The 14,079-nt window shown below is 30.8% G+C and carries 15 protein-coding genes; all 15 read left to right on the top strand.

The features are described from left to right. Window positions 1–36: 36 nt before the first annotated feature. Window positions 37–1,209, top strand: a complete 1,173-nt coding sequence (locus tag R2Q77_RS02555; RefSeq protein ID WP_316802140.1) for a hypothetical protein — start codon at window positions 37–39, stop codon at window positions 1,207–1,209. Continuing rightward, complete coding sequence (locus R2Q77_RS02550) at window positions 1,202–2,413, top strand: glycosyltransferase (protein WP_316802139.1); 1,212 nt, start codon at window positions 1,202–1,204, stop codon at window positions 2,411–2,413. The genes R2Q77_RS02555 and R2Q77_RS02550 overlap by 8 nt, the downstream gene beginning before the upstream one ends. Further along, window positions 2,410–3,540 carry a glycosyltransferase gene (locus R2Q77_RS02545; RefSeq protein WP_316802138.1) on the top strand — a complete coding sequence of 377 codons (1,131 nt, stop codon included), beginning with the start codon at window positions 2,410–2,412 and terminating at the stop codon, window positions 3,538–3,540. Before R2Q77_RS02550 ends, R2Q77_RS02545 begins: the two co-directional genes overlap by 4 nt. A gap of 341 nt (window positions 3,541–3,881) precedes the next feature. Then, window positions 3,882–4,916, top strand: coding sequence for a polysaccharide biosynthesis protein (locus tag R2Q77_RS02540; protein ID WP_316802137.1), 1,035 nt, complete (start codon window positions 3,882–3,884; stop codon window positions 4,914–4,916). 9 nt (window positions 4,917–4,925) lie between these two features. After that, window positions 4,926–5,342, top strand: coding sequence for a WxcM-like domain-containing protein (locus R2Q77_RS02535; RefSeq protein WP_316802136.1), 417 nt, complete (start codon window positions 4,926–4,928; stop codon window positions 5,340–5,342). Then, the gene (locus R2Q77_RS02530; protein ID WP_316802135.1) at window positions 5,339–6,457 is read left to right on the top strand and encodes an NAD-dependent epimerase/dehydratase family protein; all 1,119 of its coding nucleotides are present in this window, start codon (window positions 5,339–5,341) and stop codon (window positions 6,455–6,457) included. Before R2Q77_RS02535 ends, R2Q77_RS02530 begins: the two co-directional genes overlap by 4 nt. A gap of 14 nt (window positions 6,458–6,471) precedes the next feature. After that, on the top strand, window positions 6,472–7,611 hold the full coding sequence (wecB, locus tag R2Q77_RS02525; protein WP_316802134.1) for a non-hydrolyzing UDP-N-acetylglucosamine 2-epimerase: 1,140 nt from the start codon (window positions 6,472–6,474) through the stop codon (window positions 7,609–7,611). Window positions 7,612–7,617: 6 nt separating this feature from the next. Then, window positions 7,618–8,814 (top strand): glycosyltransferase family 4 protein, encoded by a 1,197-nt coding sequence (locus tag R2Q77_RS02520; RefSeq protein ID WP_316802133.1) that lies wholly within the window; start codon window positions 7,618–7,620, stop codon window positions 8,812–8,814. Window position 8,815: 1 nt separating this feature from the next. Then, window positions 8,816–9,421 carry a sugar transferase gene (locus R2Q77_RS02515; protein WP_316802132.1) on the top strand — a complete coding sequence of 202 codons (606 nt, stop codon included), beginning with the start codon at window positions 8,816–8,818 and terminating at the stop codon, window positions 9,419–9,421. A 5-nt stretch (window positions 9,422–9,426) separates the two neighbouring features. Beyond that, the gene (locus R2Q77_RS02510) at window positions 9,427–10,953 is read left to right on the top strand and encodes an amino acid adenylation domain-containing protein (protein WP_316802131.1); all 1,527 of its coding nucleotides are present in this window, start codon (window positions 9,427–9,429) and stop codon (window positions 10,951–10,953) included. Window positions 10,954–10,956: 3 nt separating this feature from the next. Then, on the top strand, window positions 10,957–11,787 hold the full coding sequence (locus R2Q77_RS02505) for a GNAT family N-acetyltransferase (RefSeq protein ID WP_316802130.1): 831 nt from the start codon (window positions 10,957–10,959) through the stop codon (window positions 11,785–11,787). Next, a complete protein-coding gene (locus tag R2Q77_RS02500; RefSeq protein ID WP_316802129.1) occupies window positions 11,768–11,998 on the top strand; it encodes an acyl carrier protein in 231 nt (76 codons plus the stop codon). The genes R2Q77_RS02505 and R2Q77_RS02500 overlap by 20 nt, the downstream gene beginning before the upstream one ends. Beyond that, on the top strand, window positions 11,998–13,068 hold the full coding sequence (locus R2Q77_RS02495) for a 3-oxoacyl-ACP synthase III family protein (RefSeq protein ID WP_316802128.1): 1,071 nt from the start codon (window positions 11,998–12,000) through the stop codon (window positions 13,066–13,068). The genes R2Q77_RS02500 and R2Q77_RS02495 overlap by 1 nt, the downstream gene beginning before the upstream one ends. A 26-nt stretch (window positions 13,069–13,094) precedes the next feature. Then, complete coding sequence (locus R2Q77_RS02490; protein ID WP_316802127.1) at window positions 13,095–13,316, top strand: acyl carrier protein; 222 nt, start codon at window positions 13,095–13,097, stop codon at window positions 13,314–13,316. Further along, window positions 13,309–14,070, top strand: a complete 762-nt coding sequence (locus R2Q77_RS02485) for an SDR family oxidoreductase (protein WP_316802126.1) — start codon at window positions 13,309–13,311, stop codon at window positions 14,068–14,070. The genes R2Q77_RS02490 and R2Q77_RS02485 overlap by 8 nt, the downstream gene beginning before the upstream one ends. Window positions 14,071–14,079: the final 9 nt, after the last annotated feature.

Raw genomic sequence — 14,079 nt, 5'->3', positions numbered from 1 at the left:
AAGATATTTAAGCATATTAAATATTTATTTTTTCTCATGTTGTTATATATTTATATATATAATCCTCCTTTTATATTTTTTCCTGTTTCACCAAAATTCGCTTTATATCTTTTCTTTATTCCGATCTTATTAAATGAAAAATTTTATAAATATGTAATCGCTGTAAAGTATTATATTGCATTAATCTTATTTGTCATATTTTTTTCCTTTTTGCGCGAAATAAATAATCCACAAGGGTTTGTGTTTTTTGTTCCCAACCTGATGCTGGTGTTTGAGATATTTATTATCCCTATTGGAATTATTATGTTTTACAATAGTCTAAAAAGGGAAGATTTAATTTTAGATGTTATAAAAGTAGCTACTGTAGCAGGCCTAATAACTTTAACGCTAATTTTAAATAGCTCACTGTCAGATTTTGTTCGTTATAGTCTGTTAAAAAATGACGAATTCACGGAATCACTGGCTAATAGAACTTTTGGGGTATCAGAAAGTTTAACTTTTTCGTACGGGCTGATTCAAGGATTAATGGTTCCTTTTGTTTTGTTTTATAGCAAAAAGAATGCGAAGATTTTATATACCTTACCTTTATTCTTTATTTCCGTTTTATTTAATGCTAGAATTGGATTTTTGCCAATATTATTAGGTCTTATTCTTTATTTTATTTTGAATTTTAAAGTTAAGCAAATTTTATTTCTATTTTTTGGAGGCTTAGTTGGTTATTTATTATTATTTCAAACTAAACTATTCGAAGAGCAGAAACAAACTATAGAATGGGGATTGGATTTCTTTACACAGCTCTCTGATTTTTCTAGTGGACAAAGAACAACTGGAGGCAATACGTTCGATACACTTTTTGGAGATATGTTAGTGCTTCCAGAAAATGGATGGGAATGGTTATTTGGAACCGGAAGAAATATCTTTGTAAATGTTTTTGGAGAATCATCTGATGTGGGTTATATTATTCAGTTAGCTTATGGAGGAATCATGTACATTTCTATTTTCGGATTTATATTATATAATCTATTCAAATTTTCAAAGGTAAAAAATAGTGGAGAAAAGTATTTAGGTTTTTTATGCATAGCAATCATGTTGATTGCTAATATAAAAGGAAATTTTTTTACCACAGTTGGGATTTTTAGGCTGATGGTATTAGTGATTTTCTGGTTTTACTTTAATAATAGGTTCAAAAAAAATCCAAATCATGGGTAAATTACTTTTCTTATCTTCTTTATTACCAAATAAAAATAAATCATTTTTTATTTCCAATAGTTTAGGAGCTATTTCAAATGCTAATGATAGCTTACAAAGAGCTTTACTTGACGGTTTTAAGCAAAATTTAGTAGATGTTTATGCTTTAAATGTTCCAAATATAGGGGCTTTCCCATTTAAATTTAAAAAGGTAAAAAGTATAGGCTTTAAATTTGATAATACAGATGCATTAGTTGGGTACAACATTGATTTCTATAATATTAATCTACTTAAACATTTTTCTATACAGAAAAACTTAAATAATTATATTACAAAAAACAAACACATTTTAAGTGGGGTTGATTATGTTTTCGTGTACGATTTGTACACACCTTTTTTAAAAGCCTTAAAATTGATTAAAAGCATAAACCCAAATTGTAAAATTATTGTAATGATTCCTGATATTATTGGATTTACACATAGCAACAAAGGTTTTTTACACCGTCAATTAGAAGAAAATAATAGACGAACTCTTGCGAATGCTAAAAGTGAAATTGATGGCTTTGTTTATTTAACTAAATCAATGGGAGAAATGTTGCCATTAGAAGTTAATAACAAACCCTTTATCGTTATAGAAGGAGTATTAAATCCCCAGAATAAAATTTATAAAAAAAATATTAACGTTTCCAATAAAGTTATTTTTTATTCTGGCTCTTTAGATTTACGTCATGGAATAATGAATTTAATAGAAGCCTTTTTATTATCAAAAAATAAAGATATTGAATTGCATGTTTGTGGCGATGGAGATGGGAAAGGGGTTATGTTGGAAAAAATTAAAAATATTAGTACTATAAAATATTTGGGGCAAATAGCGAGAGAAGAAGTTATCAAAAAGCAATCTGAAGCTTTTCTATTGATAAACCCAAGGAGTTCTAAAGGAGAATTTACTAAATACTCATTTCCATCAAAAGTAATTGAATATTATCTATCTGGAACAGCTACTTTTATGTATCGATTACAAGGAATCCCCGAAGAATATTTTGATTATTGCTTTTCCTTGGAAGATGAGAGTATTAATGCCTTAAGTAATTTTTTTGACGATTTAGAAAATATGCAGATAGAAGAGATGTTAGAAATGGGGCGGATGGCGAGATCTTTCGTTGTTGAGACAAAGAATGCAAAAGTACAAACTGAAAAAATCATAAAATTTACCAACAGTCTATGAAAATATTAATTGATCATTCAAATCTAATTGTTGGAGGAGGAATACAAGTTGGAAGTTCTTTTTTAAATGATTTGAGATCACTTTCTTTAGATAATGAATATTTTGTAATTCAATCATTCAACAGTAAGAATAGCATCGAAAAAAGAATATTTCCTCAAAACTTCATATTTTTTGATTTAAATGAATTATCACTCAAATCAATAAAAAAGAGGAGTAAGGAAGTTTTTGACATTGAGAATAGAATAAAACCTGATGTTATTTTTACAACATTTGGTCCTTCCTATCATAAAAGTAGTTTTCCTAAAATTGTTGGCTTTGCTATTCCGTACTTAATTTATCCCAATTCTCCATTTTTTAAATTAATTCCATTTCTGGAACGATTGCAATATAAAATATTAGGAGTTATTAAGAAAAGAGCATTTATTAAAAACTCTAATGCGTTGATATTTGAGTCAATTAATGCTGAAAGCATAATAGCTAAGAAATTACCAAATAATATAAAAACTTTTACGGTTAATAATACCTTAAATGAAATTTTTTTAGATAAAAATAGATGGGAGCCATTGGATTATCTTCTGCCAAAATCATTTAATATATTATGTTTAACGGCATATTACAAACATAAAAATATAGGAATTGTTCCTAAAGTGATTGAAGTTTTAGAGAAAAAATATAACTTTTCAGATTTCAAATTTATAATTACTATATCGAAAAATGAGTTGAATTTCGATTCAAAGTTTGATAAGAATATTGAATACTTAGGAAAAGTATCTTTGAATCAAATACCAGAACTGTATCAAAAATCAACGATTTCTTTTATGCCAACTCTTTTAGAGGTTTTCTCAGCAACATACTTAGAAGCTATGTACATGGAAAAACCAATAATAACATCAGATTTGGCTTTCTCTAAGGAAATTTGTGGTGATGCAGCTTTATTCTGCAATCCTTTAGAAGCTGAAAAATATGCTGATGCTATATTCGAATTGTACACAAATGAATCTTTGAGAAAAGAATTAATAAATAAAGGGAAGGATAATTTAAAAAGATTTGGCACAAGTTTGGATAGAACTAAAAAATATCTCGACATTATGGAGAAAATTAAAAGTTATAATCATACAATCATTTAATTATTATATGTCTTTTTTATTTTTCAATTTTGTCTGGACGAAAAATTTAAAATCAAACTAATAATAATCTGAATTAAGTTAAGATGGGTTTCATCTAATTAATAAGCTATTTAATAAACGTGGTTGAGGTAAATTTAAACAAACTATGCAACCCTTACCTAATTAGATTAAAAAACGAAGTTTTAAAATCTGATCAAGTTTCAACTTTTCAAAGAGTGAATAATTTAATCTTCTATAAGATATAGATGTATGAGTTTATTCGGCTTTATATGCGATTTAATGTGATATTAATGATTTACGAAAAAAGCACAAATTTTATACAGGAGTAAGAAAAAATAATTATGCAAATTAAAGATAAAACACTTCTAATTACAGGGGGAACCGGTTCATTTGGAACAGCTGTACTCAACCGTTTTTTAGAAACAAATCATTTTAAAGAAATACGTATTTTTTCTCGTGATGAGAAAAAACAAGATGATATGCGTAATCTTTATAAAAATAATAAAATAAAATATTACTTAGGTGATGTAAGAGATTATAATTCCGTATTACCTGCTACTTTAGGCGTAGATTATATTTTCCATGCAGCAGCACTGAAACAAGTACCTTCTTGCGAATTTTTCCCAATGCAAGCTGTTAAAACTAATGTGGAAGGCACTCAGAATGTGATAAGGGCCGCTGCTACTAACAAGGTAAAAAAAGTTATTTGTCTATCAACCGATAAAGCTGCTTATCCAATTAACGCCATGGGTATTTCTAAAGCAATGATGGAAAAAGTGGCAGTTGCCGAATCTCGTAATTTAACAGATACAGTAGTTTGCTTAACCCGTTATGGTAATGTAATGGCTTCTCGCGGTTCAGTTATTCCTTTGTTTTTAAATCAGATTCAAAAAGGTGAGCCTATTACAATTACTGATCCTAATATGTCTCGTTTTTTCATGTCGTTAGAAGATGCGGTTGACTTAGTATTATTTGCTTTTGAACATGCTAATCCAGGTGATTTATTTGTAAATAAAGCACCTGCAGGAAGTATTGGAGATCTTGCTCAAGCTTTAATTGAAATGACAGGAAAAAAAGTTCCAATAAAAGTTATAGGAACAAGACATGGTGAAAAATTGTACGAAACTTTATGTACGCGAGAAGAAATGATGAAAGCCGAAGATATGGGTGATTTCTATCGTGTTCCTGCAGATAATAGAGATTTAAATTATGCTAAATATTTTTCTGAGGGAGAAGCAGATGTTGCTAAAATTGAAGACTATCATTCGCACAATACAGAGCAGCAAGGTGTTGAAGGTTTGAAGAAATTAATTTCTACTTTACCATTAATTCGCAAAGAAATTTTTGGAGAAGATGTAATGCAATATCCTCATTAGTAATAATTGATGTCTATTTTAAAAGGGGATAAACACGAAGATGATAGAGGAATCATCACTCATAATAATGAGTTTGATGCCAGTGAAGTAAAGAGAATTTACACAATAGAAAATCATTCAATAGATTTTATTAGAGGATGGCAAGGACATAAAATTGAGCAACGTTGGTTTGCCTCTATGAAAGGGAAATTTGAGATTTCTGTTATTAAAGTTGATGATTTCAAAAACCCATCAAAAAATTTAAACATTAGGAAATATGAGTTAACAGACAAAAGCTTAACTTATCTGCATATTCCTTCTGGTTGTATTACAGCAATTCAAGCGAAAGAGGAACACTGTAAGCTGCTTGTTTTTGCAGATTATGCTTTAGGAGAAATTAAAGATGAATATCGTTTCCCAATCGATTATTTTAAAAATAAACTATGAAAAAAATAGGAATTACGGGGCAGAATGGTTTCGTTGGTAGTCATTTATATAATACCTTGGGATTGTTTCCTGAAGATTTTCAAAGAATTGATTTTCAAAAAGAATATTTTGAAGATGTGGAAGAATTGGATAAATTTATAGGACAATGTGATGTAGTTGTACATTTAGCAGCAATGAACCGTCACGAAAGCGAACAATTTATTTACGAAACCAATGTTCGTCTTACCCAAAGATTGGTTGAGTCATTAAAGAGAACAAATTCTCAAGCGCATGTACTAATGTCTTCATCAACTCAAGAAGAACAGGATAATTTTTATGGGAAATCTAAAAAAGAAAGCCGTAACACCATTGTCAATTGGGCAGATAAATACGGAGGAAAAGTAACTGGATTAATTATTCCAAATGTATTCGGTGCTTTTGGTAAACCTTATTATAACTCCTTTATAGCAACTTTTTGTTATCAGTTAACCCATGGCGAAAAGCCAAGTATTGCGAATGATGGGGAGGTAAAGTTGATTTATGTTCAAGAGTTAGTTGACACAATTATAAAAGAAATTAGCAGTTCAGAGAGTAAAGCTGAATTGTTAGTGAAACCTACTGCTTTTAAGAAGGTTTCAGAAGTTTTAGTTTTGCTAAATAACTATAAAGCAAAATATTTTGATGGCGGAGAAATTCCTGTGATCAATAATCAATTCGAACATAATTTATTCAACACCTATCGTTCGTACATTGATTACAAAGCACATTACCCCGTTAAGTTTACGCAACATAATGATCCAAGAGGAGCATTTGTTGAAGTAATTCGTTTAGGTATTGGCGGTCAGTGTTCATTTTCAACTACGGTTCCAGGGATAACAAGAGGGAATCACTATCATACGAGAAAAATTGAACGTTTTGCCGTAATCAAAGGAAAAGCTTTAATTCAACTTCGTAAAATTAATACGAACGAAGTGTTAGATTATTATTTAGATGGAAACGAACCTGCTTATGTTGATATGCCAATTTGGTATACACATAATATAAAAAATATCGGCGAGGAAGAATTGTACACAATCTTTTGGATTAACGAACCTTTTAATCCTGAAGATGCAGACACTTATTTTGAAACTGTTTAATCGTTAAAGATAGAATGAAAAAATTAAAAGTAATGACGGTTGTGGGAACTCGGCCAGAAATCATTAGATTGTCAAGAGTATTATCAGCTTTGGATGTCTCTGAGGCGATCGAACATGTTATTGTTCACACAGGACAAAACTACGATTACGAGTTAAATCAAATTTTCTTTGAAGATTTAGGGCTTCGTAAACCTGACTATTTCTTAGGGGCTGCTGGAACAACAGCAACAGAAACAATTGGAAATATTTTGATTAAAGTAGATCCTTTATTAGAAGAATTAAAGCCAGATGCATTTTTAGTTTTAGGTGATACTAATTCTTGTCTATGTGCGATTCCTGCAAAAAAACGTCATATTCCTATTTTTCACATGGAAGCGGGAAATAGGTGTTTCGATCAACGTGTACCTGAAGAAACTAACCGTAAAATTGTAGATCACATTTCAGATATCAATTTAACCTATTCAGATATTGCTCGTGAGTATCTTTTGAGAGAGGGTTTACCAGCCGATAGAATTATTAAAACTGGTTCACCAATGTATGAGGTGTTGAATCATTATTTGCCACGGATTAATGCTTCAAATGTTTTAGAAAAATTAAACTTAGAAAAGAGAAAATTCTTTGTTGTTTCTGCGCACAGGGAGGAAAATATTAATTCTGAGAAAAACTTTCAAGGTTTAATGGCTTCTTTGAATGCGATTGCTGAAAAATATCAGTATCCAATCATTGTTTCTACGCATCCGCGGACAAAAAACATGATTGACAAAATGCAAATCGAGATGCGCCCAGAAGTTCAATTCTTAAAGCCATTAGGTTTCCACGATTACAATGCATTGCAAATGCACTCTTATGGTGTATTGTCAGATTCAGGAACCATTTCTGAGGAATCGTCTATTTTAAATTTTAGAGCCTTAAATATCCGTCAAGCACACGAACGACCTGAAGCGATGGAAGAAGCTTCAGTAATGATGGTTGGTTTGTCGCCCACACGCATTTTGCAAGGGTTAGTTCAAGTTTTACAACAAAAAGTAGGTAGTGAAAGAAATTTCCGCCCAGTATCAGATTATTCGATGCCGAATGTGTCCGACAAGATGTTAAGAATTATCATTTCTTATACAGATTATATCAAAAGAACCGTTTGGAGTGAAGAAATTTAATAAACTATGAAGATTCTTTTTCTAACACTTTCCAAGATAACTTCAATCGAGGATAGAGGAATATATCCTGATTTGATACGGAAATTTCGCGATGAGGGGCACCATATTACTATAGTGTCTCCAGTAGAGCGAAGGGTAAAGCTATCAACTCAATTAATTATAGAAAATGGGGTTTCTATTTTATTGGTTAAGACACTTAATATACAAAAAACTAATTTTATTGAAAAAGGAATTGGTACACTGGCGATTGAATATCAGTATCTTTCAGCAATTAGAAAGCTACTATTTAATACTAAATTTGACTTAGTCTTATATTCGACACCTCCTATTACTTTTTATAAGGTTGTAAAATATATAAAGAAGCGAGATAATGCTTATACTTATTTGTTGTTGAAAGATATTTTTCCACAGAATGCGGTGGATATGAAAATGATAAAAAAAGATGGGCTACTTCATAAGTATTTTCTTAAAAAGGAAAAAAAACTTTACTCAATTTCCGATACCATTGGTTGCATGTCTCCTGCCAACGTTGATTTTTTATTAAAACATAATCCTGAAGTAAATCCTAATAAAGTTGAAGTAAATCCAAACACTATTGAACCTATTCATTTTAATTTTACACAAGAGGAAAAGAATAAAATTAGAAAAAGATATGATGTTCCTTTAGATAAAAAAATCTTAGTTTATGGTGGTAATTTGGGCAAACCCCAGGGATTAGATTTTTTACTTGACACGATTAAAAGCGTAAAAAATAAAGAGATTTTTTTTTTAATTGTTGGTGATGGAACTGAATTCTCGAGAATTAAATCTTGGTTTGATTCATATCAACCACAAAATGCAAAATTACTTCAACATTTATTTAAAGAAGATTATGATAAGCTTTTGGCAGCGTGTGATGTGGGATTAATCTATTTGGATAAAAATTTCTTAATTCCCAATTTCCCATCCAGACTGTTGTCATATTTGGAAATGAAGTTGCCAGTAATTGCAGCCACTGATGTGAACACAGATATTGGCGATATTATAGAAAAGGCAAATTGTGGATACAAAATTTTAGCAGGCGATCTAAACAGTATTAATGTAATAATTAATGAGCATGTTGCAGATGCAGATTTATCTATTCTGGGTGAGAATTCATGGAAATTATTGCAAAAAGAATATACAGTGAAAAAATCTTATCAATTAATTATGCAAAAGCTTTAAAATGTACAAAAATTTATTCAAACGTTTAATTGATTTTTTTATAGCGTTAATTGGACTTATTGTCCTGTCACCAATTTTTATAGTAGTAACAATTGGCTTATACTTTGCCAACGAAAGAAAACCATTCTTTTTTCAAGCCCGTCCGGGATTGCATGAGCGTATTTTTAAAATCATCAAATTCAAAACGATGAACGATAAAAAAGATAGGGATGGTAATTTGCTGTCAGATGCAAATCGCCTGACCCCTATGGGTGCTTTTGTTCGTAAAACATCTTTAGATGAGTTGCCTCAATTGATTAATGTTTTAAAAGGAGATATGGCAATTATAGGGCCGCGGCCCCTTTTGCCGCAATATTTGCCATTATATAGTGAAATGCAGAAACGTCGGCATATGGTTCGCCCTGGGATTACGGGCTGGGCTCAGGTAAATGGTCGAAATACTATTTCTTGGATAAAGAAGTTTGAATTAGACGTTTGGTATGTTGATCATTTATCCTTTACTTTGGATATTAAAATATTCTTTTTAACAATAAAAAAGGTATTTAAAAGTGAAGGAATTTCCCAGGAAGGGCAAGCAACTATGGAAGGCTTTAATGGAAATAATTAACAATTATGAAAAAAAATTTAATTGAATATTTTGTAGAAACAGTTAAAATTAAAGGAAATAACACTGCTGTAATAGAAAATAATAAGCAGATTAATTTTAAGGAATTATACAAAAGAACCGCTATTCTATCCAGATTTATACTTGATAAATCTGAAATTATAAACAAACCAATTGCGGTTTATCTCCCCAAATCTATTAATTGCATTGTTTCAGATTTGGGAATTATGTGGAGTGGGAATGCGTATCTTAATTTAGATGTTAAAAGTCCTATACAAAGAATTGCTAATATTTTAGATTTGGTGCTGCCAGATTTTATAGTCACTACATCTGACTTAGTTAAAAATCTTGAGAATATCTTTTCGATCGAGAAAATAATAGTAATAGATCAATTAGACTTTGATGTAGCTTTCAATGCTGAGGTTTTGCTGGAAAGGTTATCAAATAAGTCTATTGATACTGATATGTCCTGTGTTATAAATACTTCAGGATCTACAGGTACTCCGAAAAGTGTAGCACTTAACCATAGAAGTTTTGTTGATTTTATAGAAGTTTCGGACGAAATTTTTAACTTTTCTGAGACTGAAGTCATAGGCTCTTTATCCCCTGTCATCTTTGACATATTTAGTTTTGAACTTTGTATGTTAATGGCAAAAGGTAGTTGCATCGTTGTTCTGCCCGAAAATTTAGCAGCTTTCCCAATAAAGATTCTTGAGGAAATGCAACGTACAAGTGTAAGTTTTATATTTTGGGTTCCAACCATAATGGTAAATATTGCTAATATGGATCTGCTAACTAAGGTACACCTAGATACTTTAAAATTGGTTTGGTTCGCAGGAGAAGTATTTCCTACTAAGCAATTTAACTATTGGAAGAAAAATATGGATTTAACTAAATTCGCAAATTTATATGGCCCGATTGAAATTACTTTAGATTGTACTTATTTTATTGTAGACAGAGAGTTTAATGATGATGAACCTCTTCCAATCGGTATTCCGTATAAAAATACAGATGTCCTAATTATTACAGATGAAAATAAGTTGGCTGCTAAAGGCGAGGAAGGAGAACTTTGTGTTAGAGGAAGTTCATTAGCATTAGGTTATTATAACAATCCTGATAAAACAAAATCCGCTTTTGTTCAAAATCCGCTAAATACTCACTATCCGGAAATCATCTATAGGACCGGTGATGTAGTTGCCTTGAATGAACACAATGAGATCATTTTTAAAGGAAGAAAAGATACTTTAATAAAACATCAAGGCTACCGTATCGAATTGGGAGAAATAGAACATATTGTAGTTAACAGTCTGAAAATTGTTAAAAATGCTTGTTGTGTTTATCATAAAGCAAAAAAAGACATTGTATTATATTACGAGAGAGATGAGGAAATTGAATCAGCTGTTTTTAGAAAGGAATTAGTGCAATCTTTGCCAAAATATATGATTCCAACAGTATATATCAGATACGATGAAATGCCTCGTAATCCTAATGGAAAAATAGATCGAGCTTATTTGAACCAGAAAGCCAATTTATAATTTATGAAGCCAATTCAGAATTTTACTTTTTCTGAAATAAAAAATGAACTATTCAGACTAAAAAATAAAGAAATGAAAACAAATTTCTTTATGTCTGAAAAACAATTTGATCAACTTCTTGGAGAGAATAAGATTAAAGCCTTTAAAAGTGAAAAGTCCTGTTTTTTAATAACAGATGATAATGACTTTTCGCGATTATATTTTATTGTACAGGATATATATGAGCTTGGTCTAATTTTTGAGTATGTTTATAAAAATGTTAAAGGAGAAATTTCAGTAGAAGCAGTAGGTAGTTCAAAATATTTAGAAAATATAAAAAATGCTTTCTTAGCGAATGGATTTTATGAATATTCATCGATGATGAGAATGAGTAAAATAAGAACTAAAAAAGTTGAGGTTAATTTTGAGAATATTCATTTACTTACAAGGGATAAGAAAGAGGAGATTCAAAATCTTTATAACAGATATTTTAATAAATTTGTAGAAAGAATACCTACCAATGTAGAAATAGATCTTTTCATCTCTAATGAATGCGCATATTATTTTTCAGATAATGGTGAAATTCAGGGGTTTGTAGTTTTTGAAACTCATGGTATCACCAGCCATTTGAGGTATTGGTTTGTACATCCTGATTATCGTGAGAAAAAAATTGGATCTAAGTTAATACAACTTTTTTTCAACATTGGAGATGATATAAGGAGAGAGCTTTTTTGGGTAATAGAAAGTAACCATAACGCTATAAAAAGATATAAATATTTTGGGTTTGTGGAAGAAGATATGCACAACCTAATTTTAATTAATAAAGATAAAAAGTATGAAGAGCCAAATTATTGATATATTAAATGGAATTCGTCCCGAATTTGATTTCAGTACAGAAACAGAATTTATTTCAAATGGGATGTTAGATTCTTTTGATGTAATAACTTTAGTTACTGAATTAGATGAAGCTTTTGGTATTTCAATTGATGGAGCAGAGATTTTACCTGAAAACTTTGAATCTATCGATTCTATAGAGGTGCTAATTAAGAACAATGGTGCTCAGTAATGAAAATTAATTTTTCAAATAAAAAGATTTCTGGAATGCTTAGCATTTTACCCTCAAATGTAGTCATGTTTGAAGATGAAATGCATAATTATAGTTTCTCAGAAGCAAAATCCTTGAAGTTAAAGACTGCAATGGGATTTAAGTCTAAAAGGGTAGTTTCCAGCGAGCACACAACAAGTTTTGATTTGGTTGTAAAGGGATTAGATTATTTATTCGAGAATAATTTGTTGAATAAAAACTCAATAGATGCTCTCATATTTGTGAGTCAAAGCCCAGAATATATCATGCCACCTACCAGCAATTTGTTACATGGTAAATATGAACTTGACGAACGAGTGTATTGCTTGGATATTAACCAGGGTTGTGCTGGGTTTATTATTGGATTACAACAAAGTTTTACTTTGTTGGATAACCCTGAGATCAATAAAGTTGTCTTATGTAATGCAGATGTGTTAAGCCCCAAGGTTTCAAAATTCGATAGAAATAGCAACCCCTTAATTGGTGATGCTGCTGCTATCACAATTTTGGAAAAAACAAATGATGAAACCTCCATTGTGGGCGAGATTAAAATGAATGGAACCGGAGCTATGGCATTGAATGTACCCGCTGGAGGCGCCAGAATGCCTATGACAGGAGAAACAGCAGTATTGTACGAGGATGTATTTGGGAATAGACGAAGTAAAAATCATTTAGTAATGCAAGGTGATAACGTTTTCAATTTTGTGCAAACAAAAGTGCCTGAACAAATCAAGAACATTATAGAGTCATCAGATGATAGTATAGAATCAATAGATTTTTTCTTATTTCATCAACCCAATCGTTTTATGCTACAAAAATTAGCGGATAAAATAGGGGTGAGCAGAGCTAAATTACCATCAAATGTCGTAGAAAACTTTGGCAATTCCAGTGGTGTAACTATTCCTATCGTAACTGCATATAATCTCGGAGAACAATTAGAACAAACTGAAATGAAAGTATGTTTTTCTGGTTTTGGAGTTGGTTTAACATGGGGAACTATTATTATGAAATTAGGGAACTTGGACTTTTGCAAAGTAATATATACTAATTAATAAAAAAAAGACTAAAATATTATAATATGGAAGAATTCTTAGAACAATTGGCAGAGATAATGGAAGTAGATAGTGTAAAGCCTTCCGATGAGTTGACTTCATTTGAAGCATGGGATTCATTAACAACCCTGTCAATAATTGCGTTGGTTGATGATGAGTATCAGGTATCAATAACTAATGGAGAAATTATCGAAGCCAAAACGATTGGTGGCTTACATAATCTGATTTTAAATAAACAGAATGCATAATAACTTCTTAGACTTTTCAGAAAAGGCAATCCTAATTACAGGTGCTGCTTCTGGAATAGGAAAAGCTACAGCTTTGTATTTATCATCGATAAATGCAAAGCTTCTTTTGTTAGATATTAATGAGGGTCCCTTAAAAGAGACATTACAATTTTGCAATGATAAATGTGATTATTTAGTAATTGATTTATCTGAAATTCACGAGATCACGAGATTGGTGCAAGAAAAGATAAAAACTTTTGGAGCATTAGATGGAATAATTCATATTGCAGGAATACCTTATATATCCCCTCTGAAGACATTAAATATAAATACTGTTGATAAGGTATTGAAAGTAAATACTATTGCTGCTTTAGAATTAGCTAAAGTTTTTACAAAGCATAAAAATTATAATGTGGGAAATCCTTCGATGGTTTTTATTTCATCAGTTTATGGATTAGTTGGCTCTGCTGCAAATGTAGCTTATGCTATGTCCAAATCTGCTTTACATGGGATTACTAAATCATTAGCGATTGAGCTGGCACCTAAACGTATCCGTGTAAATTGTATAGCACCTGGATTCATCAGAACACAAATGTTAGAAGATGTTTCGGGCGCATTTGATAATGATTATAATGTTAGATTAAATCAATTGCACCCTTTGGGTTTAGGTGAAGCTGAAGATATCGCATATGGCGTTGCTTATTTATTGTCTGATATGAGCAAGTGGGTTACAGGTAGTATTTTATCAATAGATGGAGGGTTCACCGCTCAATAATTAAAATTT

This window comes from Pedobacter nototheniae (assembly GCF_032678625.1).
GTDB lineage: Bacteria > Bacteroidota > Bacteroidia > Sphingobacteriales > Sphingobacteriaceae > Pedobacter > Pedobacter nototheniae_A.
Note: the sequence above shows the minus strand (reverse complement) of the source record. Positions and strands in the feature narration are given on the sequence as shown.